Source organism: Phenylobacterium sp., from assembly GCF_036502675.1.
In the GTDB taxonomy this organism is placed as follows: domain Bacteria; phylum Pseudomonadota; class Alphaproteobacteria; order Caulobacterales; family Caulobacteraceae; genus Phenylobacterium.
The window spans coordinates 39,158-59,245 of sequence record NZ_DASXYF010000004.1; the positions used below are offsets into that span (position 1 = coordinate 39,158).

Below are 20,088 nucleotides of genomic sequence, written 5' to 3' on the forward strand. Positions count from 1 at the left end.
AACTCGACACGGACGCTCAGGTGTTCTTCTACGAGCAAGACTTCTACGTGCTGTCGAACTTCTCAGCGTTCACGCTGATGTGGGACGGGCTGCGCTTCGATACGTCGGAAGCGCTCTACCATTGGCTAAAATTCCCCGGCGACGAGAACATCCCGCTTCGACGCCGTATCCGCCGCGCACCATCGGCGCACGAGGCCTTCAAGACTGCTCAGGAGATGAAGCACTGCCGCCGGCCTGATTGGGACGAAGTGAAGGTGGGCTTTATGCTGGAAATCTTGCGCCAAAAGGCGTCCCAGCACGAGTACGTCCGCCGCAAACTCCTGGCGACCGGCGACCGTGAACTGATCGAGGATTCCTGGCGCGACGACTACTGGGGTTGGGGCGAAGACAAAACGGGCCTCAATATGTTGGGAAAACTCTGGATGGAGCTACGTTCAGAGTTGCGATCCGCCAAGGAGCAATCAGGAGCCGCCCTCCTCAAAACCTCAGCGCCTCGGGAGGAGGGGTGATGCGCCTGACCGAACTTGAGCCGATCATGGAAAACTGGTCGCCGAACGCGCGCGGCTATCAGCGGTTCACATTCCTCTGCCCGACCTGTCGCAAGCTGCGCCTGCGGCACGCCATCTGGTCGAGACCGCATGGCGACGTTGAGTGGACAGATGCGCAGGGCAACAAGTGCTCGGAGCGGATCTGGACGGCGACGCAGGGGCCGCACCGCGACTGGGACACCCTCTCGCTCACGCCAAGCCTCAACACGCCGGCCCACAAGCGCGGTGACGGTCAATGCTCCGGCTGGCATGGCTACATCACCGACGGAGAGGTTTCGTGAAGCCCCAACCCCACCACCCCGGAGCCGACCATGACGCCTGACCCCGCACAGAAGGCCAGGGCCAACGGTGTTCAATGTTGGCCTGAGGGTCACGCCACCCGATGCCCATGCGAAAACGAAATTCCAGACACGGACTACGCCACCATGAAGCGCTTCGGGTGGGGTTTCGTCTATGCACGCGACGACGGCTCGCCGACTGGAGAGGGTGCGTTCTACGCCTGCCCCGAGCACCGCAGCGACTGCACTGAGGAAGAGCGCGATATCGCACGCGAACGGCACGCTTTAGCAACAAGCGGGACCGCCACGCTGGAAGACCGGTCCGATGGGTGATGACATCGAGCCGACGCCAGAAGAGCGGCGGGCGATCAGGGCCTTAAAACGCCTCGCCAAGTCCTGGCCGAAGTCGATCTGGCTATTCGCCGGGTCCGGCGACTTGCACATCATGCGAGCCGGCCCTGACGGCGAACATATTCACGGCGGCGGTGGCGGTCACGAGGCCGTGGACCCGGCTTACCTTCTCGATAGCGTCAGTATCCCGAACGATGGGGGCGATTGGTAATGGGTGATCACGCGGAACGGCTGGAGGCCGAAGCCCGGCGAGCCTTAGCTGCGAAGTTTCACGCAGTTCAGGAGGATCGCGACGTAGCGCGAGGATGGGTTCGATGGCTTGTGCGGCAGGCAAAGGATGATCGGTTCTCGCTAGCGGAGCGCGTGAGTATCGTTGCCCATTTCCCGGTTGACGAATATCCGCCCCACCCCGCCGAGGCCCAACTCCAAGCCGCCAACATCCGCGAGCAGGGGATGCGGGAGGCGCTGGAGCCGTTCGCGACCATCGCGGAAAATTTCAAGGGCTGCGGCGCGCCCGACAACGAAACCTGCGCGATAAAGTTCGGCCTGACCTACGGCGACTTTAGGCGCGCTCGCGAAGCCCTCCGCCCCCGTGACCAAGAGGACCCCCGCCCGGCGATAGAGGGAGCGGACGACCGCAATGTCTGATCTTCAAGGTCTCATCGAGCGGGTTGAGGCGGCGACGGGACCATGTCTAGAGCTGGATGCCGACATCGCTCGCGCCATGCGCATCACCGTAACCTACAGCGTTGAGATAAACCCGAAGCCGTGCGGCGATGACTTCAACTATCTGCCGCCACTTACCGCCTCCGTAGACGCCGCTCTCGCCCTGGCTGAACGGGTGCTGCTCGGGTGCTGGTGGCTTGTCGGAAAGGGCCAGCTGCGCGGCACTGAGGCGCTGTATGGGGCGCAGTTGCTGTTCGGGTCAGACGAAGTGCTGGGCGCCGGCGAAAGTCCCGCCACACCCGCCCTCGCCATCCTTTCTGCGATCCTCCACGCCAAGCTGGCGCAGGCTCAGGAACAGCGAAGCCCTCCGCCCCGTGACCAAGACGAGCCACGAGAGGGAGAACAGGGGCCATCCCGGGGCTACGGCGACGCCCGTCTCGACTCTCAAGCAGCCGACCAATCTCAGCAAGGGGGGGCGGGGTGAAGAACAAGCTCGCCGACCTCAACGACCACCTGTTCGCCCAGCTCGAGCGGCTGTCGGACGAGAGCCTCACCGCCGAGCAGATCGCGCAGGAGGTCAGCCGCACGGATGCGATCGTCGACGTCGCCGAGCAGATCGTCCGCAACGCCGACCTGCAGCTGAAGGCGGTCACCATCCTCGCCACCCACGGGGAGCGTTTCCGGCCGCACCTGCCGATGATCGGGGCGGACAAGCCGTGAAGGGCCACTGGATCAGCTATAGCGCCGCCGAGATGGCCTGGCTGGAGGCCAACCGGCTTCTGCCGATCGGCGACTATCACCGCGCGTTCTGCGAGGCGTTCGGGCGTGACGTGTCGGCGCCGAACCTCCACGCCCCGCGCAAGCGCAGGGGCTGGAAGACCGGGCGGACCGGCTGCTTCGAGAAGGGTTCGGCCCCGGCGAACAAAGGCAAGGCCTGCGCGCCCGGGACGGGCGGTAGTCACCCCAACGCGCGCAAGACGCAGTTCAAGAAGGGCGGCCTGCCTCACAACACCAAGTGGGCCGGCCACGAGCGTGTCACCGTCGACGGCTACATCGAGATCAGCGTCAAGGAGACGAACCCCTATACCGGCTACGAGCGGCGATATGTGCTCAAGCACGTCTGGCTGTGGGAGGCCGCCCGCGGCGCCGTGCCGGACGGTTATTGCCTGAAGGCCCTGGACAGCGACCGGACCAACACCGATCCGGCCAATTGGGAGCTCGTGCCCCGCGCCCTGCTCCCGGCCCTGAACGGCGGTCCGCACAAGCGGCGCCCGGCCTACGACGGCGCGGCCCTGGAGATGAAGCCCGCCCTGCTGACGCTGGCGAAGGTCGAGCACCGCGCGCGGCAGCTTCGGAAACGCCCGTGACCCGCAAGGCCGCCTTCACCCAATCCGAGGTCGAGCGCACCGTCCGCGCCCTCAAGGCTGTGGGCTGGCGAATCCTGCCGTGAACAAGCCCGCCGTCAGTCAGGCGCAGATGCGCCGCGCCAAAAAGGCGATGGAGGCTGAGGGCGTACCCTTCGGCGGCTTCCGCCTGCGCCCTGACGGCAGTGTTGACGTGCTGCCGGCGAACGGCAACGAATTGGCCCCGACCGCCCCGCTCGACGACGAGCTGGCGGAGTGGGGCAAGCGGCATGGCTATGATTGACCTCAAGGGCGTCTACGTCGTTCGCGCGAAGGGCCGCACCTACTATTACGCATGGAGGGGCAAGGGCGCCCCCAGGCTGCGCGGTGAGCCCGGCAGCGCCGAATTCCTCGCCGACCTCAGGAACGCCCACGACAGCCGCAAGACCGGCGACAGGAGCCGCCTCTCGGGGCTGTGCGCCATGTTCCGCGCCTCGGACGCCTGGAACGGCCGCGGGCCCAAGCCGATCAGCGCCAAGACCAAGGCCAGCTGGACCACTTGGCTCGACCGCATCCAGACCGAATTCGGCGAGTTGCGCATCGAGCACTTCGACCGCCCGCAGATCCGGCCGATCATCACCAAGTGGCGCGACCGCCACGCCGCCACCCCGCGCGCGGCCGACATGGGCGTGCAGGTGCTCTCGCGGCTGCTGAGCTTCGGTCAGGCCGAGGGCAAGCTGCTCAACAACGTCTGCGCCGGCATCGTCGGCATCTACGACAGCGACCGCAGCGGCCTGATCTGGCGCGCGGCCGACCTCGCCAAGCTGGCGGAGAGCGCCTCGAAAGAGATCGTCGAGGCCGCGACCCTGGCCGGGCTCACGGGCCTGCGCCGGTCCGTGCTGTTGCGGCTGGGCCCGGCGCACCGCAAGCCCAACAGCCTGGAGATCCGCTCGAACAAGGGCCGCAATGGGCGCCCCGGCCGCGCTGTGATCATTCCGCTCTACGCCGAGCTGCGCGAGTACCTGGACGCCCTGCCCAAACGCAAGGCCGCCACGACCTACCTGGTGACGACCGAAGGCCAGCCGTGGCGCACCGGGTTCGGCTCCAGCTGGGGGAAGGCCTGCGACAAGGCCGGGATCGACGACCTGCACTTCCATGACCTGCGCGGCACGGCCGCCACCAAGTTCTACGGATCGGGCCTGACGATCCGCGAGATCGCCGAGGTCATGGGCTGGTCCGAGGACTACGTGGAGACCCTGATCGACCGCTACGTGAAGAAGGACGAGCTGCTGCTCGACCGCATCCGCCGCATGGACGAGCACGCCTCGCGAACGAAGGATGCAAAACCATGATCAAAACCGCCAGGTCCAATTCCAGCTAAGTGCTGGTCGGGGCGAGAGGATTCGAACCTCCGACCCTCTGCTCCCAAAGCAGATGCGCTACCAGGCTGCGCTACACCCCGGGACCTGCGGAAGGGCTGACATAGAAGGGTTTCCGCCGTCCTGCAAACGGAACGCGAGCGCCGCCCTCCGGGATCAGGCCCGCCGCATCAGCTTGAAGACGCCGGAGGCGCGGACGACGTCGTGCGGGCCGACGAAGGCGCGGCCCTCCACGAAGGCCAGATCGCCGGCGGCGCGCAGCAGGCGCGATTCGCCGACGATCCAGTCGCCGGCCCGGGCCATGCGCAGGTAGTCGAGGGACAGGTTCACGGTCACCCCGCCGCGGGGGAGCGACATCGCCAGCACGCCGTCCATGAAGGTCGCCAGCATGCCGCCGTGCACGACCCCCAGGCCGTTGGTGTGGCGGCGCAGGACGTGGAAGGCGCGCTGGGGCAGGCCTTCGGGGCTGGCGCGGTCGAAGAACGGGCCGTTGTGCTGCGCGAACGGCGCGCGGGAGACGGCGGGCTCGAAGCCGTCGGGCGGCTGGGCTTGCGCTCCCGGCTCGGTCATTTCGGGAAGATCCGGTGCAAGACGCGGTCGCCGGGCAGAAGGCCCAGCTGGGCCGCGCGGCCGCCGGGGATCTCCAGGACCGCGCGCACCGGGCCGCCGGCCGGCACGGGCGTGTCGTCGCGCGGCCGGGCGCTGGCGATGGAGAACACGCGGCCGTCGGCGCCGATGAACACCATGTCCAGCGGAATCAGGGTGTTGTGCATCCAGAAAGCCACCTCGTGCGGCGTGTGGAAGTCGAACAGCATGCCGCGGTCGGCGGCCAGGGCCGAGCGGCACATCATGCCGACCTCATGCTGGTGCGGGGTCTCGGCCATCTCCACGACGAGCCGGGTGCGCCCGCGGCTGGTGACGAGGTCCATCGGCTCGGTCTTGAGCGCGGGCTGGGGCGTACAGGCGGCGGGCTTGGCCGTGGCGCAGCCGGCCAGCAGCATCGACGCCGCCAGGGCTGCGAACGCGGCGGCGGCGCGCCGGGCGAATCTGGGTTGGAACACGGGCGACTCCGGGGAAAAGGGAGCGCCTAGGCTAGCCCAATCGACTCCACCTCGGCCACCACCAGACCCTTCGGGCCCTCGGCGAACCGCACCCGCACGTCGTCGCCCGGCTGCAGATCCTCGATGCCGGAGCGGCGCAGGGTCTCGATGTGGATGAAGATGTCGCCTGGCTCGCTTTCGCGGACCACGAAGCCGTAGCCCTTGGAGCGGTTGAACCACTTCACCTTGGCCCGCTCGAGCGGGCCGCGGGCCGGCACCGGGCGCTTGGTACCGCGGACCGCCTGGAACCCGCGGTCGAACCCCTCGCGGCGGAAGCCCTGGCCGACGCCCTCGCCCTCATGGCGGCGGCGCTCCGTCGGCGGCGGGGCGCACGTCTCGTCCAGTTCGACCACCTCGCAGACCTGCCAGCCCTTGGGCCTTCGGACCACGTCGCAGACGATCGTGGAGCCCTCGAGCGCGCTCTCGCGCCCACAGTTGCGCAGGGACGTCACATGCAGGAGAACGTCCTTGAGGTCCGTCTGCGCCGGGTCGTCGGGGACGATGAAGCCGTACCCCTTGCCCGTGTCGAACCACTTCACGCGACCGCTGATCCGCACCGTTTCGGCGTGCGTATCCAGCCCTTCCAATTCGAAACCAGCCATTTGCCCCTCGGCCCGCACTCCCCGCCGACCAATCGGAATAGGGCCAAGTTAACATTTGTCTTTGGAAACAGCGTTCCGTCAATCGGGGATTTACGATTTGGGCGACAGCAAGGCGGGATTTCGCGAGTTTCCGGCGAGGCCCGGCGCGGCGGACCTGGGCGCCGCGAACGGCGGCTCGCCTGCGCAAAACCTTTGCAGCGACAGGCGCCGCGCAGCCTGACCGGCGGCAGATGTGGGGGGGATCTCGCGTGGCAGTCCCTAGGGGAGTCGAACCCCTCTCTCCAGGTTGAAAACCTGGCGTCCTAACCGATAGACGAAGGGACCGCGGCGCGAGGGCGGCTCTATATCCGCCTTCCCGGAGCCGCGCAATGGCCAGAGCGGCTATCTGGCGGGCGGATCTGCGCCCAAGGACATCATCATCCGGGTCAGGAGGTAAAGCCTCGGCGTCACGGTGGCGAGGTCGAGGAATTCCCGCTCGGCGTGGAAGCCGCCGCCCACCGGGCCCAGGCCGTCCAGGGCGGGCGTGCCGGCCTCCGCCGCCAGGGCCGATTCGGAGGCGCCGCCGTTGCCCCCGGTGGCGAGCGTGCGTCCCAGGCGGGCGTAGATCGCCTGGGCGCGGGCGGCCAGCGCCTGGGTCTGCGGATTGTCGGGCAGCGGCGGATAGGCGCTCTCGCGGGTCACGGCGACCGTGGCGTCGGGGACCACGGTGGTGGCGGCCGCGGCCTGGAGGGCGGCCTCCACGCGGTCGAAGTCGGCCTTGTCGCGGACCCGGACGTTGACCCGGCCCATCGCGTCCTCGGGGATGATGTTGTCGCGCGAGCCGGCCTTGAGGATGGTGAGGTTGGCGGTCAGTCCGGGGCCGGAACGGGGGAACTGTTCGATGGCGGCGAGCTGGTGGATCAGCTCGACGGCGGCGTTGCGGCCGTCCTGCGGGGCGACGCCGGCATGGGCGGCGCGGCCCTTCACCGCGATCTGGTAGGTGGCGCTGCCCTTGCGCCAGACGGTGATCGCGTCGGGCGCGTCGCCGGGCTCGAGGTTGAGCTCCACGTCGTGGGCGCGGACCAGCCGGTCGATGAGCCGGCGGGTTCCCGGCGAGCCGCGTTCCTCGCTGGATTCCATCAGGAAGGTGATGGTCCCGAAGTCGCGGAACTTCAGGTCGTGGAGGATCTGCAGGGCGTAGATCGCCTGCACCACCCCGCCCTTCTCGTCGGAGACGCCGGGGCCGTAGGCCTTGTCGCCGTCGATGCGGAAGGGTCGCCGGGCGGCGGTTCCCGGCTCGAAGACCGTGTCGAGGTGGCCGATCAGCAGGATGCGGCCCTTGCCGGCCCCCTGCAGGGTGGCGACGACGTTGTCGGCCAGGCCCGGCGCCTCGGCGGGAATGGTCTCCACCGTCATGCCCAGGGCCTGCAGGCGCGGGACGAGAAGCCCCGCGACCTTGCGGCCACCCTCGACGTCGCCGGTGCCGGAATCGATGTTCACCGCGGCCTTGATGAGGTCGAGCTGGGCGGCCCTGGCGGCCTGCGCGGCGGCCCAGACCTGCGCGTCGCGGGGCGCGGGCCTGGGGGCGGCCTGGGCGGGCGTCGCAAGCATCAGGACTGCGAGGGTCATGGCCCAACAACCGCTCATCCCGGCGAAAGTCGGGACCCAAGCTGAGCCGCCAAGGATCGCTGCGAGTCCGCTTAGGTCCCGACTTTCGCCGGGATGAGCGGGGTTTGACGCGATCGGCTTGATCATCCTCACCCCTCGCGCCGGGGGTCGGCGACGTCGTCGATCTCGAGCTCGACGCTCACGCGGCCCTGCCAGTCGTCGGGCTTGAGCCGGCCCGCGACGTGCACGCCGCCGCCCTCGCACATCAGCCGGCGGCCGAGCTCGGTGTCCTCGCAGCGCCAGGCGACCGCCTTGAGCTTGCCCCCGCTGCGGTCGGTCAGCGTCACCCGAACGTGGCCGCCGCGCAGGGCCATGGGTCGTTCGATGCGGGCGTCGGCGATGGCGAACACCGGCTCGGGATTGCCGGACCCGAACGGGGCCATGCGCTGGAACTCGGCCAGCAGCGCGCGGTCGGCGCCGGCGGTGGTGACCAGGGCGTCGACGTCGAGGGCGTCCTCGGCGGCGGCCATGGCCTGCTCCTCGGCCAGCCGCTCGCAGAGAAAGGCGCGCAGCTCCGGAAGCGTGTCGGGGCGCACGGCGAGGCCAGCGGCCATGGCGTGGCCGCCGCCGGAGAGCAGCAGGCCGGCGTCATAGGCGGCCTGGACGGCGCGGCCGAGGTTGACGCCGGGCTGGGAGCGGCCGGAGCCCTTGCCGACGTTGGCGGCGCGGTCGATCCCCACCACGATCACCGGCTTGCGGTAGCGCTCGCGCAGGCGGCCGGCGACGATGCCGATCACGCCGGGGTGCCAGCCGTCGGCGGCGACCAGCAGCATGGAGGCGTCGGCCTGGTTGCTCTCGTGCTCGATCAGGCGGACGGCGGCCTCCTGCACCTCGCGCTCCACCTCCTTGCGCGAGGCGTTGAGGGCGTCGAGCTCGACGGCCAGGCTGTGGGCTTCCTGTGGATCGTCTGTGGACAACAGCCGCGCGCCCAGGTCGGAGCGGCCGATGCGGCCGCCGGCGTTAATCCGCGGCCCGAGCACGAAGCCGGCGTGGAAGGCGCTGGCGGGGCCGGAGGCCTTGGCCACCTCCATCAGCGCCTTCAGGCCCGGGTTGGCCCAGCCGGACATGACCTTGAGGCCCTGCGCCGCCAGCGCCCGGTTGAAGCCCGCCAGGCGGGTGACGTCGCAGATCGCGCCCAGGGCGGCGAGGTCCAGCCAGCGGAACAGGTCGGGCTCGCCGCGGCCTTCGAACAGGCCGCGGCGGCGGGCCTCGCGGTTGAGGGCGGCCAGCAGGACGAAGGTGACGCCGGCGGCGGCCAGCATCCCCTGCCCCGAGGCGCAGTCGGGCCGGTTGGGGTTCACCAGCGCCGCGCAGACGGGGATCTCGTCGCGCATCAGGTGGTGGTCGACGACCACCAGGTCGAGGCCGATCTCGGCGGCGCAGGCGATGGCGTCGTGGGCCGCGGCGCCGCAGTCGACGGTGACCACCACCTCGGCGCCCTGCTCGCGCAGGCGGCGGAAGACCGCGGGCGACGGACCGTAGCCTTCGGCGACCCGGTCGGGGACGTAGATCGGCAGGTCGGCGCCCATGGCGCGGAACCAGCGGACCAGCAGGGCCGCGCTCGAGGCGCCGTCCACATCGTAGTCGGCGAACACCACCATCGGCCGCCGGCGCTCGAGCGCGTCCAGCAGCACCTGGGCCGCGCGGTCCATGTCGGCGAAGCTGGAGGGGTCGGGAAAAAGCGCCTTGAGGGTGGGGTTGAGATAGACCTCGCCTTCCCCCGCCTCGACCCCGCGGGACGCCAGCGCGCCGGCCAGCGGCTCGGAAAGGCCGAGGTCCAGCTGGTGGCGGCGCGCCGTCTCCGGATCGGCCGCCCGCTCGCGCCAGCGCCGGCCGGTGAGCGAGCGCGCGACGCCTAGGTAGCCGGTGGCGGGCGAGCCGTCAGGCAAGGCTTCTCCTCTTCATCACACCGGCCGCTTCATGCGGACTTCGCGCACGGTGCGGGTGGCGGAGTTCATCACCAGGGTGTGGGTGTGGACGAAGCCGTCGGCGACGCGGACGCCGTCCAGCAGCGCGCCGCTGGTGACGCCGGTGGCGGCGAAGATGGCGTCGGCGCGCACCATCTCGTGCAGATCGTACTTCTTGTCGAAGTCCGTGATGCCGATGCGGGCCGCGCGGGCCTTCTCGTCGGCGTTGCGGAACACCAGCCGGCCCTGGAACTGGCCGCCGACGCATTTCAGCGCCGCGCAGGCGAGCACGCCCTCCGGCGCGCCGCCCTGCCCCAGGTAGAGGTCGACGCCGGTCTCGGGATCGGCGGTGTTCATCACGCCGGCCACGTCGCCGTCGGTGATCAGGTGGATGCGGGCGCCCACGGAGCGCAGGCTGGCCAGGATGTCGGCGTGGCGCGGGCGGTCGAGCACGCAGACGGTGATCTCGGTGGGATCGACGCCCTTGGCCTTGGCCAGCGCCCTGACGTTGTCGGCGGGGCTGGCGTCGAGGTCGATGACGCCCTGGGGGTAGCCCGGCCCGCAGCCGATCTTGTCCATGTAGGTGTCTGGGGCGTTCAGAAGGGTGCCCTTGGGCGCCCAGGCCATGACGGCCAGGGCGTTGGCCATGGCCTTGGCGGTGAGCGTGGTGCCTTCCAGCGGGTCGAGGGCGATATCGACCTTCGGGCCCTTCCCGCGGCCCACCTTCTCGCCGATGTAGAGCATGGGCGCCTCGTCGCGCTCGCCCTCGCCGATGACGATCTCGCCGTCGATCTCAAGGTCGTTGAGCGCCGTGCGCATGGCGTCGACGGCCGCCTGGTCGGCGGCCTTCTCGTCGCCGCGGCCGGCCAGCTTCCAGGCCGCGATGGCGGCGATCTCCGTGACGCGGACGGCGTCCAGCACCAGACCGCCGTGAAGCACTTCGGAACTCATCGATCGGTCTCCTTAGCGGGGGGAACATCCCCGGATTCTCAGATGCGTGCGATGCGTAAAAGCCGCGGGCGGTCGATCACGGCCGGAAGTTCGGCGATGCGGTCGATGGCGGCCTTCAGCACGGATTCGGCGACGGAATGGGTGGTGAGCACGATGGGCACGCCCGCGGCGTCCTCGACCGGCTTCTGCAGGAAGCTCTCGATGGAGACGCCGGCCTCGGCCAGCGTCTCGGAGACCGCGGCGATCACGCCGGGCTCGTCCCTGACCAGGAAGCGCAGGTAGGCGCGGCCGATGCTACGGGCCGGATCGACCGGCGTGAAGGGCGAGAGCGCCCGCGCGGGCGCCTGGAAGACCGGGCGGACGGCGCCGGCCATCACGTCGGCGATGTCGGCGGCGACGGCGGCGGCGGTGGGGCCGGAACCCGCGCCGGGCCCCTGGATGAAGATCCGGCCGATGCGCGTTCCCTCGATGAACAGCGCGTTGAGCGCCCCGCCGGCCAGCGCCAGCGGATGGTCGAGGGGCACCAGGGTCGGATGGACGCGCACCAGCACGCCGTCCTCGGTGCGGTCGGCGGAGGCGACCAGCTTGATCCGGTAGCCGAGGTCCTTGGCGAGCTGGATGTCCACCAGGGCCACCTGCTCGATGCCCTCGATCTCGGCGGCGGCGTAGTTGGGGGCGCAGCCGAAGGCCAGCGCCGCCAGGATGGTGATCTTGTGAGCCGCGTCGAAGCCGCCCACGTCCATGATGGGATCGGCCTCGGCGTAGCCCAGGCGCTGGGCCTCGGCCAGGACGTCGGCGAAGGCGCCGCCCTTGTTCTGCATCTCCGTCAGGATGTAGTTGCAGGTGCCGTTGAGGATGCCGGCCACCGAGCGGACCTCGTCGCCGACCATCGCCTCGCGCAGCATCTTCACGGCCGGCGTGCCGCCCATGACGGCGGCCTCGAACAGCAGGGGAACGCCCTGCTCCTCCGCCAGGGCGGCCAACTCCGCGCCATGCTCGGCGATCAGGGCCTTGTTGGCGGTGACCACCGGCTTGCCCGCCTTCAGCGCGGCCTCGACGGCGGCCTTGGCCGGGCCGTCGGAGCCGCCCACCAGCTCCACGAAGATGTCCGTGTCCGGCGAGGCGGCGAGCGCCACGGGGTCGTCGAACCAGGCCAGGCCGGAGATGTTGACCGGGCGCGGCCGCGAGCGCGAGCGGGCGGAGACGCCGCTCACCACCACGCGCCCGCCGGCCGGGGCGAAGTCCGGCCGCTCCGCCAGGAAGCCCAGGACGCCGGCGCCGACGTTGCCGAGCCCCGCCACGCCGACGCGCCAGACCCTGCCGCCGGGCGGTACGCTCATTGGGCGGCCATGGCGTTGTGGGGCCGCGCCAGCAGCTCCGGCGCGCGCGCCAGGAAGCGCTTCACGTTGCGGGCCGCCTGGCGGATCCGCTGTTCGTTCTCCACCAGGCCGATGCGCACACAGCCCTCGCCGTATTCGCCGAAGGCGACGCCCGCCGAGACGGCGACGCCCGCCTCCTCCACCAGCAGCTTGGTGAACAGCATGGAGCCCGCCTCTTTGAAAGGCTCGGGCAGCGGGGCCCAGGCGAACATGGAGGCCGGCGGGGCGGGAATGTCCCAGCCGGCGCGCTGCATGGAGGAGACCAGGGTGTCGCGGCGCGACTTGTAGATCGCGCGGATTTCGGCGACGCAGTCCTGCGGGCCGTTGAGCGCCGCGGCGGCGGCGACCTGGATCGGGGTGTAGGCGCCGTAGTCCAGGTAGGACTTCACCCGGGCCAGCGCCGCGCACATCCGCTCGTTGCCCACCACCATGCCCACGCGCCAGCCGGCCATGGCGTAGGTCTTGGACAGCGAGTTGACCTCGACGGCGATGTCCCGCGCCCCCTCCACCTGCAGGATGGACGGCGGCGGGTTGTCCTCGAAGTAGATCTCCGAATAGGCGATGTCGGACAGCACCAGCAGCTGGTGCTTCTTCGCCAGGGCCACAGCGTCCTTGTAGAAGTCGAGGTCCACCCATTGGGCCGTCGGGTTCGAGGGGTAGGACAGGATCAGCACGCTGGGCGCAGGCGTGGAATGGCGCATCGCGGCGCTGACGCCCGAGAGGTACTCCTCTGGCGACGGCGCAGGCACATGGCGGATCACGCCCCCGGCCATGATGAAACCGTAGGCGTGGATCGGATAGGCCGGGTTGGGGCAGAGGATCACGTCGCCGGGCGCGGTGAGCGCCTGGGCGAGGTTGGCGAAGCCCTCCTTCGACCCCAGGGTGGCGACCACCTCCGTGTCGGGGTTGAGCGTGACGCCGAAGCGCTTCCGGTAGTAGCCGGCCATGGCCTTGCGCAGGCCGATGATGCCCTTGGAGGCGGAATAGCGGCCGGCCTTGGGATCGCGGGCGGTCTCGGCCAGCTTGTCGACGATGTGCTTCGGCGTCGGCATGTCGGGGTTGCCCATGCCCAGGTCGATGATGTCCACGCCGGTGGCGCGCAGCCGCGCCTTGATGCGGTTCACTTCTTCGAAGACGTAGGGCGGTAGGCGCTGGATGCGGTGAAATTCAGGGGTCATGTGAAGCTCGGGCCGCAATCCTGCGGCGGATGGGAGCTGAAGTCGCGCATGGATAGACTCCGGGCCGGAGTCCGCCAAGCAGGTTCGAGGGATAATGCGCCTCCGCGGGCCCTATCTCGCCGGCGGAGGCGGTGTAGCTCGCTCGCGTCCCGTGCGTGCGAAGCCTTCGGTGTCGCGAGCGCTCACGGCCTCGTCGTCGGCCTGGGCGCTGGCGCGGTCGGCGAACCCCTCGGTGCCGGTGAGGGTCCAGGCCCCGGGACCGGTCGCGGCGATCAGCCGGTCGCGGGCGGCCTCGGTGTCGACCACGGCCGAGCGGAAGGCGCGCGGCAGGCGAACGTCCTTGGGCGCCGGCGGAATCTGGGCGAAGGTCGGGACGCGGCGGTTGGCCTTCACCAGCCGGGTGGCGTCGGCGGCGATCGGCGAAGCGGGATCGATGCGCGCAGCCCCCACCGGATCGCCCACGCAGGCCGCCGCCAGCGTTCCCAGCCCGGCGCACGCCGTCAGCCGCGCAATCCTGCGCGTCGTCGGACCGCTGAAAAAAAGCCAAGGCCAAGCATTCATTTGCACCGGTCTTATGCCATGATCGGCCAAGACGGAAGGGCGTGATCGCTTTCATCCGGGAGGAAGGACCGCATGCGGGAGCAAGGCTCGGAGCCAGGCAAGGACAAGGACCGCGGCAAGAAGTCCGGCAAGAAATCCAGGCCCAAGTCCGACAAGACCGCCTCCGCCCAGCCCGTGTCCCGCGCCGTCGAATCGCCGCCCCCGCCGGCAAGCGAGGCGCCGCCGCCCCATTCCGAGGCGCCGGACGCCGGAGCCGCAACGAACGGCGCGAACGGGGTGGACATGAATCTGTTCACCTCCGACCAGCGTCACCTGATGGAAAAGCTGTCCGCAAACCTCGCCCGCGCGGCGGTGTCCGCCCAGGGCGCCATCGCCGAGCAGGCGCTGCGCCAGGCCGAGCGGCCGGCGGCGCTCTCCCCCGACCCCTTCCACGTGGCGCCGGCGCTGAACGAGGTGATGGGCCGGCTGGCCGCCCAGCCCGACCGGCTGGTGCGCGCCCAGGCGGACCTGTTCTCGCGCTATATGGACCTCTGGCAGACCTCGGCGCGCCGGATGCACGGCGAGCAGGTGGCGCCGGTGATCACGCCCGCCAAGGGCGACAAGCGCTTCGCCGACCCCGACTGGGCGGAGAACCCGGTCTTCGACGTGATCAAGCAGTCGTACCTGCTCACCTCGGACTGGCTGAACAGCCTGGTGGCCGAGGTGGACGACGTCGATCCGATGGCCAAGCGGCGGGTCGAGTTCTTCATGAAGATGCTGACGGACGCCTTCTCGCCGTCGAACTTCCTGATGTCGAACCCGGCGGCCCTGCGCGAGATCCTGGCCACCGGCGGCGAGAGCCTGGTGCGCGGGGTCGAGAACTTCGCCCACGACCTGTCGCGCGGAGACGGCGCGCTGGCCATCAGCCAGACCGACTTCGAGAAGTTCGAGATCGGCCGCAACGTGGCGACCGCGCCAGGCAAGGTGGTGTTCCGCAACGAGCTGTTCGAGCTGCTGCAGTTCGAGCCCACGACGGAGACCGTGCACGAGGTCCCGCTGCTGATCTTCCCGCCGTGGATCAACAAGTTCTACATCCTGGACCTGCGCCCCGAGAACTCGATGATCCGCTGGCTCACCGCCCAGGGGTTCACGGTGTTCGTCACATCCTGGGTCAATCCGGACGCGCAGCTCGCGGACAAGACCTTCGAAGACTACATGGTCGACGGAGTCTACACGGCCGTCGAGGCGGTGACCAAGCAGTGCGGCGTCGAGACGGTGAACGCCGTGGGCTACTGCATCGGCGGCACCCTGCTCTCGGTGACGCTGGCCCACATGGCGGCGATCGGCGACAAGCGGGTCGCCTCGGCCACCTTCTTCGCTACCCAGCAGGACTTTTCCGAGGCCGGCGACCTCTTGCTGTTCGCCAACGACGACTGGCTGAAGGACCTGGAGCAGAAGATGGACGCCGCCGGCGGCGTCCTGTCGGGCAAGACCATGGCCGACACCTTCAATATGCTGCGGGCCAACGACCTGATCTGGTCGTTCTTCGTGAACAACTACCTGATGGGCCGCGAGCCCAAGCCCTTCGACCTGCTGTTCTGGAACTCCGACCAGACGCGGATGCCCAAGGCGCTGCATCTCTACTATCTGAAGAAATTCTACGGCGAGAATGCGCTGGCCAGGGGCGAGCTGACCCTGGGCGGGGTGAGGCTGGACCCCGGCGCTGTGCAGACCCCGGTGTACATCCAGTCGTCCAAGGAGGACCACATCGCTCCGGCCCGCTCGGTCTACAAGGGTGCGCGGCTGTTCGGCGGGCCGGTGACCTTCACGATGGCCGGATCGGGCCACATCGCCGGCGTGATCAACGCGCCCGCCGCCAGGAAGTACCAGCACTGGACCAACCAGGCCCTGCCGGAATCCGTCGAGGACTGGCAGGCCGGCGCGGTCGAACACCCCGGCTCCTGGTGGCCGCACTGGGTGGAATGGCTGAAGGTGCGCTCCGGCAATCACATCCCGGCGCGCGACCCCGCGAAAGGCCGCTTCGACGTGGTGGACGACGCGCCCGGGACCTATGTGAAGGTGAAGTCCTGAGCTGCGGGCTCAGGCCGGGACGAACTTCAGCGCCACGCCGTTGTTGCAATAGCGCAGGCCGGTGGGCCGCGGGCCGTCCTCGAAGACGTGGCCCTGGTGACCGAGGCACCGGGCGCAATGGTACTCGGTGCGGGGAATGCCGATCTGCAGGTCGGTCTTCTTGCCCAGGGCTCCCTTGATGGCGGTGTAGAAGCTGGGCCAGCCGGTGCCGGACTCGAACTTCCAGTCGGACCTGAAGAGCGCCAGGCCGCAGCCGGCGCAGACGAAAGTTCCCTTGCGATGCTCGCGCAGCAGCGGGCTGGTACCAGGCGGCTCGGTGCCTTCGTGGCGCAGCACCTCGAAGCCGGCGGGGGCGAGGCGCGCCTTCCAGTCGGCCTGGGTCAGCTTGCGGAACGGCGAGGCGGCGTAAGGGTCGGCGGCGAAGGCTGGCGCGGCGACCGCCGCGGCCAGGGCGGCGGCGGAAGCCAGCAGGAAGGCGCGGCGGTCGGGGGCGAGCTGGGTCATGGCGATCAAGCTAGCACGCCCCTGCGCCGGTGAAAGACACAGGCGGCGCCGGATGGGGTCGTCAGAGCCCCGCCCCCTCCTCCAGCCCCAGCACCAGGTTCAGGTTCTGCACCGCCGCGCCGGAGGCGCCCTTGCCCAGGTTGTCGAGCAGGGCCACCAGGCGGGCCTCGCCGCGGGCGTCGTTGCCGAACACGAACAGCCGCAGGCGGTTGGTCCCGTTGAGCGCTTCCGGATCGAGGTCGGGCACATAGCCGCCGGCCCCGGCGCGGGAGGTCTGCAGGACGGCGCATTCGGCGTCGCTGGCGACCTCGACGAACCGCTCGCCGGCGTAGGCGGCGGCCAGCGCCGCGCGCAGGTCGGCGGCGGCGGGCCTGCCAGGCAGCGCCCGGAGGGCCAATGGAACCTCGACGATCATCCCCTGGGCGAAGCGGCCGACGGCCGGCGAGAACACCGGCGGACGCTCCAGGCCGGCGTAGGCCGCCATCTCCGGCAGGTGCTTGTGCGCGAGGTTGAGGCCGTAGATGCGGTAGGCGTCGCGGGGCGCCTGCTGCTCGAACTCCTCGATCAGGCCCCGGCCGCCGCCGGAGTAGCCGGAGATCCCGTGGGCGGTGAGCGGCCAGGCCGCCGGGATCAGGCCAGCGCGGACCAGGGGGGCGGCGAGCGCGATGAAGCCCGTCGACCAGCAACCCGGATTGCTCACCCGCTTCGAGCCTGCGATCGCCGCCCGCTGGCCGGGCTTCCACTCCGGGAAGCCGAACACCCAGCCAGGGGCGACCCGATGGGCGGTGGAGGGATCGACCACCGCCACCTTGGGATTGGTGATCAGGCTCACCGCCTCCCTGGCGCCTTCGTCCGGCAGGCAGAGGATCGCCACATCCACGGCGTTGAGCAGCTCGGCGCGGGCCGCAGGATCCTTGCGACGGGCCGGGTCGATGGAGACCAGCTGCAGGTCGCTGCGGCCGGCCAGGCGCTGGCGGATCTGCAGGCCGGTGGTGCCGGCCTCGCCGTCGATGAACACGCTGTGGGCCATGGCGGCCTCCCCAGGAGAGTTGGGACAACGAAAAAGGGCGCTCCGGTTTCCCGAAGCGCCCCTTCGCAAACGCGATATGCTCGCGCGCGATTTTTAGCGCTTCGAGAACTGGAAGCTGCGTCGGGCCTTGGCCTTGCCGTACTTCTTCCGCTCGACCACGCGGCTGTCGCGGGTCAGGAAGCCGTGCGGCTTCAGCACCGCGCGCAGGTCCGGCTCGTAATAGGTGAGCGCCTTGGAGATGCCGTGGCGCACCGCGCCGGCCTGGCCGGAGAGGCCCGAGCCCTGGACGGAGACGTCGACGTCGAACTGGCCGAGGCGGTCGGCGACCTGCAGCGGCTGGGCGATCATCATCCGCAGCACCGGCCGGGCGAAATAGACCTCCTGGTCGCGGCCGTTGATGGTGATCTTGCCCTTGCCCGGCTTGATCCAGACGCGGGCGATGGCGTTCTTGCGCTTGCCGGTGGCGTAGGAGCGGCCCTGGGCGTCCACCTTGCGCTCATGGACGACTTCGGCTTGCGCCGTGCCGAGACCGGCGAGGGCCTCGAAACCTTGGGGTTCGGACATGACCTACTGGCTCCGCACGTTCTTGGCGTTCATCAGGGTGAACGCGATGGATTCCGGGCTCTGCGCCTCGTGCGGGTGCTCGGCGGTCTTGTAGATGCGCAGGTGCGTCATCTGCTTGCGGGCCAGGGGGCTTTCCTTGGGCAGCATGCGCTCCACAGCCTTTTCCAGGATGCGCTCGGGGAAGCGGCCGCCCAGGATCTTGCCGGCCGAACGTTCCTTGATGCCGCCCGGATGGCCGGTGTGGTGGTAGTAGATCTTCTGCTCGAGCTTGCGGCCGGTGAACTTCACCTTGTCGGCGTTCACCACCACGACCACGTCGCCGCAGTCCACGTGGGGGGTGTAGTCGGGCCGATGCTTGCCGCGAAGACGCATGGCGATGAACGAGGCGAGGCGGCCGACCACGGCGTTCTCGGCGTCGATCACGATCCACTTCTTCTCGACCTCGGCGGGCTTCAGCGAAGCCGTGGTCTTCATCATGGAGAGAGTCCGTCTGAAAAGGCGGGACCCGGGCGCGGCGAACCGCCCCCCGATCAGGAGGCGCCGCTGTTACCGGGCGCGGGAGAGGCTGTCAACGCCAGATGCGAGGAAATCCTGAAACATTATATAAATCAGCTTGTTGACATATATGGTAATATAATACCATATCGGAGGTCACACCCTGCGCACCCGCCAGGCGAAGGCGGTGGCGGTCGCCAGCACCAAGGCGGCCATCAGCTGGTGCAGCAGGCCCAGCGCCAGGGGCACGCGGGTCATCAGGGTGGCGATCCCAAGGACGGCCTGCAGGACCACGGCGCCGCAGAGACCCAGGGCCAGGGCCTTGGAGGCGGGCGCCAGATAGCGGGAGCGCCAGGCGCCGGCGGCGCAGGCGACGGCGGCGATCAGCAGGACATAAGCGCCCAGCCGGTGGTGGAGCTGCACCGCCGCCTGGCTGTGGGCGATGGTGGCCCAGAGGCCCGGGCCGGCATAGTCGCGCGGGAACAGCGAACCGTTCATCAGCGGCCAGTCGTTGTCGATCAGGCCAGCGTCGTTGCCGGCCACCAGGGCGCCCAGCAGGATCTGGACGTAGATCATCGCCAGCAGGATCGCCGAGCGGCGCCCCCAGGGGCTGGGCAGGGTCTGGCGCGCTCCGCCCGCAAAGGCGTCCAGCGCCGTCCAGACCAGGGCGATGAACAGGACGAAGGCCAGGCCCAGGTGCACGGCCAGCCGCTCCGGCGCCACCGAGATCCGGTGGTCGAGGCCGCTGGCCACCATCCACCAGCCCGCCAGCCCCTGCAGGCCGCCCAGGGCGAACAGCAGGACGCAGCGCCAGACGAGGCGCCTGGGGATCTCGCGCCGCACCAGGAAGACGACGAAGGGGATGAGGAAGGCCGCGCCCAGCAGGCGGCCCAGCAGGCGGTGCGACCATTCCCACCAGTAGATGGTCTTGAACTGCTGCAGGCTCATGCCCGCGTTGAGCTGGGCGTATTGCGGGATGGTCTTGTAGTGGGCGAAGGCGTCGGCCCAGTCGGCCTGCGCCAGCGGCGGGACGGCCCCGGTGACCGGCTTCCACTCGGTGATGGACAGGCCCGAGCCGGTCAGGCGGGTCGCCCCGCCCACCACCACCATGGCCAGGACCAGCAGGGCGACGGCGAGGAGCCAGATCGCCACCGGCCGTGAACGGTCGGAACGCAGAAAGGAGGTCATCAGAGGCTGTCGCGCGCCATCACGGCTGAACTTGGGCGTCCCGCTAGCCGAGATCGCGGGCTGCGTCCACGTGGCGCGGACCGCACCGGCGGCCTATAAGCCCCTGCCCCGACGCTTCGGGGCTCCGGAGAGCCCGATGTGAACGCCCGTGTCCGCAAGCTGATCGGCCTGGCCGCCCTGCTGGTGTTCATCGTCTTCTATGTGGGCGCGATGGCCCGCATCGGCGAGCACGTGTCGAAACACTGGGCCGCGCAGCTGGCCTTCTACGCCCTGGCCGGAATCGGCTGGGGCCTGCCGATCCTGCCGCTGATCTCCTGGATGAACCGCGGGCGGCTGTAGTTCACCCG

At 69.7% G+C, this 20,088-nt stretch carries 25 protein-coding genes and 2 tRNA genes; 11 read left to right on the top strand and 16 right to left on the bottom strand.

The window, feature by feature from the left end:
• Positions 1-20: 20 nt before the first annotated feature.
• From VGL30_RS00485 to VGL30_RS00525, 9 genes are all read left to right on the top strand, one after another.
• Positions 21-509, top strand: a complete 489-nt coding sequence (locus VGL30_RS00485) for an NADAR family protein (protein WP_331535651.1) — start codon at positions 21-23, stop codon at positions 507-509.
• Positions 509-829, top strand: a complete 321-nt coding sequence (locus VGL30_RS00490) for a hypothetical protein (RefSeq protein ID WP_331535653.1) — start codon at positions 509-511, stop codon at positions 827-829. Before VGL30_RS00485 ends, VGL30_RS00490 begins: the two co-directional genes overlap by 1 nt.
• A 322-nt stretch (positions 830-1,151) precedes the next feature.
• Positions 1,152-1,388 carry a hypothetical protein gene (locus tag VGL30_RS00495; RefSeq protein WP_331535655.1) on the top strand — a complete coding sequence of 79 codons (237 nt, stop codon included), beginning with the start codon at positions 1,152-1,154 and terminating at the stop codon, positions 1,386-1,388.
• A gap of 152 nt (positions 1,389-1,540) precedes the next feature.
• Positions 1,541-1,825 carry a hypothetical protein gene (locus VGL30_RS00500; RefSeq protein ID WP_331535657.1) on the top strand — a complete coding sequence of 95 codons (285 nt, stop codon included), beginning with the start codon at positions 1,541-1,543 and terminating at the stop codon, positions 1,823-1,825.
• Entirely contained in the window at positions 1,818-2,327 is a 510-nt protein-coding gene (locus tag VGL30_RS00505; RefSeq protein ID WP_331535659.1) for a hypothetical protein, read from the top strand. Before VGL30_RS00500 ends, VGL30_RS00505 begins: the two co-directional genes overlap by 8 nt.
• The gene (locus tag VGL30_RS00510; RefSeq protein WP_331535661.1) at positions 2,324-2,563 is read left to right on the top strand and encodes a hypothetical protein; all 240 of its coding nucleotides are present in this window, start codon (positions 2,324-2,326) and stop codon (positions 2,561-2,563) included. The genes VGL30_RS00505 and VGL30_RS00510 overlap by 4 nt, the downstream gene beginning before the upstream one ends.
• Entirely contained in the window at positions 2,560-3,210 is a 651-nt protein-coding gene (locus VGL30_RS00515; protein ID WP_331535663.1) for an HNH endonuclease, read from the top strand. The genes VGL30_RS00510 and VGL30_RS00515 overlap by 4 nt, the downstream gene beginning before the upstream one ends.
• A 79-nt stretch (positions 3,211-3,289) precedes the next feature.
• Entirely contained in the window at positions 3,290-3,490 is a 201-nt protein-coding gene (locus tag VGL30_RS00520; protein WP_331535665.1) for a hypothetical protein, read from the top strand.
• Positions 3,477-4,538 (top strand): tyrosine-type recombinase/integrase, encoded by a 1,062-nt coding sequence (locus tag VGL30_RS00525; RefSeq protein ID WP_331535667.1) that lies wholly within the window; start codon positions 3,477-3,479, stop codon positions 4,536-4,538. The genes VGL30_RS00520 and VGL30_RS00525 overlap by 14 nt, the downstream gene beginning before the upstream one ends.
• A gap of 33 nt (positions 4,539-4,571) precedes the next feature.
• Here VGL30_RS00525 and VGL30_RS00530 read toward each other — a convergent pair.
• From VGL30_RS00530 to VGL30_RS00580, 11 genes are all read right to left on the bottom strand, one after another.
• A tRNA-Pro gene (locus VGL30_RS00530) sits at positions 4,572-4,648 on the bottom strand.
• Positions 4,649-4,721: 73 nt separating this feature from the next.
• Positions 4,722-5,135, bottom strand: a complete 414-nt coding sequence (locus tag VGL30_RS00535; RefSeq protein WP_331535669.1) for a PaaI family thioesterase — start codon at positions 5,133-5,135, stop codon at positions 4,722-4,724.
• On the bottom strand, positions 5,132-5,626 hold the full coding sequence (locus VGL30_RS00540; RefSeq protein WP_331535671.1) for a DUF192 domain-containing protein: 495 nt from the start codon (positions 5,624-5,626) through the stop codon (positions 5,132-5,134). Before VGL30_RS00540 ends, VGL30_RS00535 begins: the two co-directional genes overlap by 4 nt.
• Before the next feature lie 26 nt (positions 5,627-5,652).
• Positions 5,653-6,267 carry a cold shock domain-containing protein gene (locus tag VGL30_RS00545; RefSeq protein ID WP_331535673.1) on the bottom strand — a complete coding sequence of 205 codons (615 nt, stop codon included), beginning with the start codon at positions 6,265-6,267 and terminating at the stop codon, positions 5,653-5,655.
• A gap of 249 nt (positions 6,268-6,516) precedes the next feature.
• Positions 6,517-6,591 (bottom strand) — tRNA-Glu (locus VGL30_RS00550).
• Positions 6,592-6,648: 57 nt separating this feature from the next.
• Complete coding sequence (locus tag VGL30_RS00555) at positions 6,649-7,875, bottom strand: glutamate carboxypeptidase (RefSeq protein WP_331535675.1); 1,227 nt, start codon at positions 7,873-7,875, stop codon at positions 6,649-6,651.
• Positions 7,876-8,003: 128 nt separating this feature from the next.
• Positions 8,004-9,803, bottom strand: a complete 1,800-nt coding sequence (gene recJ, locus VGL30_RS00560) for a single-stranded-DNA-specific exonuclease RecJ (RefSeq protein WP_331535677.1) — start codon at positions 9,801-9,803, stop codon at positions 8,004-8,006.
• A 15-nt stretch (positions 9,804-9,818) separates the two neighbouring features.
• Positions 9,819-10,772: a class II fructose-bisphosphatase gene (gene glpX, locus VGL30_RS00565; protein WP_331535679.1), complete on the bottom strand. Its 954-nt coding sequence runs from the start codon at positions 10,770-10,772 to the stop codon at positions 9,819-9,821.
• Positions 10,773-10,810: 38 nt separating this feature from the next.
• Positions 10,811-12,112 (bottom strand): homoserine dehydrogenase, encoded by a 1,302-nt coding sequence (locus VGL30_RS00570; protein WP_331535681.1) that lies wholly within the window; start codon positions 12,110-12,112, stop codon positions 10,811-10,813.
• The gene (locus VGL30_RS00575; RefSeq protein ID WP_331535683.1) at positions 12,109-13,329 is read right to left on the bottom strand and encodes an LL-diaminopimelate aminotransferase; all 1,221 of its coding nucleotides are present in this window, start codon (positions 13,327-13,329) and stop codon (positions 12,109-12,111) included. Before VGL30_RS00575 ends, VGL30_RS00570 begins: the two co-directional genes overlap by 4 nt.
• Positions 13,330-13,440: 111 nt before the next feature.
• Positions 13,441-13,890: a hypothetical protein gene (locus VGL30_RS00580; RefSeq protein ID WP_331535684.1), complete on the bottom strand. Its 450-nt coding sequence runs from the start codon at positions 13,888-13,890 to the stop codon at positions 13,441-13,443.
• Between the two features lie 282 nt (positions 13,891-14,172).
• Here VGL30_RS00580 and phaC point away from each other — a divergent pair, with 282 nt between their 5' ends.
• Positions 14,173-15,960: a class I poly(R)-hydroxyalkanoic acid synthase gene (gene phaC / locus VGL30_RS00585; protein ID WP_414694938.1), complete on the top strand. Its 1,788-nt coding sequence runs from the start codon at positions 14,173-14,175 to the stop codon at positions 15,958-15,960.
• A 9-nt stretch (positions 15,961-15,969) separates the two neighbouring features.
• Here the strand turns inward: phaC and msrB are convergent, their stop codons facing one another.
• From msrB to VGL30_RS00610, 5 genes are all read right to left on the bottom strand, one after another.
• The gene (gene msrB / locus VGL30_RS00590) at positions 15,970-16,464 is read right to left on the bottom strand and encodes a peptide-methionine (R)-S-oxide reductase MsrB (RefSeq protein WP_331535686.1); all 495 of its coding nucleotides are present in this window, start codon (positions 16,462-16,464) and stop codon (positions 15,970-15,972) included.
• Between the two features lie 61 nt (positions 16,465-16,525).
• Positions 16,526-17,494, bottom strand: coding sequence for an N-acetyl-gamma-glutamyl-phosphate reductase (gene argC / locus VGL30_RS00595; RefSeq protein WP_331535688.1), 969 nt, complete (start codon positions 17,492-17,494; stop codon positions 16,526-16,528).
• A gap of 93 nt (positions 17,495-17,587) precedes the next feature.
• A complete protein-coding gene (gene rpsI, locus VGL30_RS00600; RefSeq protein WP_331535690.1) occupies positions 17,588-18,058 on the bottom strand; it encodes a 30S ribosomal protein S9 in 471 nt (156 codons plus the stop codon).
• Positions 18,059-18,061: 3 nt separating this feature from the next.
• Positions 18,062-18,535 (bottom strand): 50S ribosomal protein L13, encoded by a 474-nt coding sequence (gene rplM / locus VGL30_RS00605; protein WP_331535692.1) that lies wholly within the window; start codon positions 18,533-18,535, stop codon positions 18,062-18,064.
• Positions 18,536-18,709: 174 nt separating this feature from the next.
• A complete protein-coding gene (locus tag VGL30_RS00610; RefSeq protein ID WP_331535694.1) occupies positions 18,710-19,741 on the bottom strand; it encodes a COX15/CtaA family protein in 1,032 nt (343 codons plus the stop codon).
• A gap of 138 nt (positions 19,742-19,879) precedes the next feature.
• Between VGL30_RS00610 and VGL30_RS00615 the strand changes: the two genes are divergently transcribed.
• The gene (locus VGL30_RS00615; protein ID WP_331535696.1) at positions 19,880-20,080 is read left to right on the top strand and encodes a DUF2842 domain-containing protein; all 201 of its coding nucleotides are present in this window, start codon (positions 19,880-19,882) and stop codon (positions 20,078-20,080) included.
• Positions 20,081-20,088 lie beyond the last annotated feature (8 nt).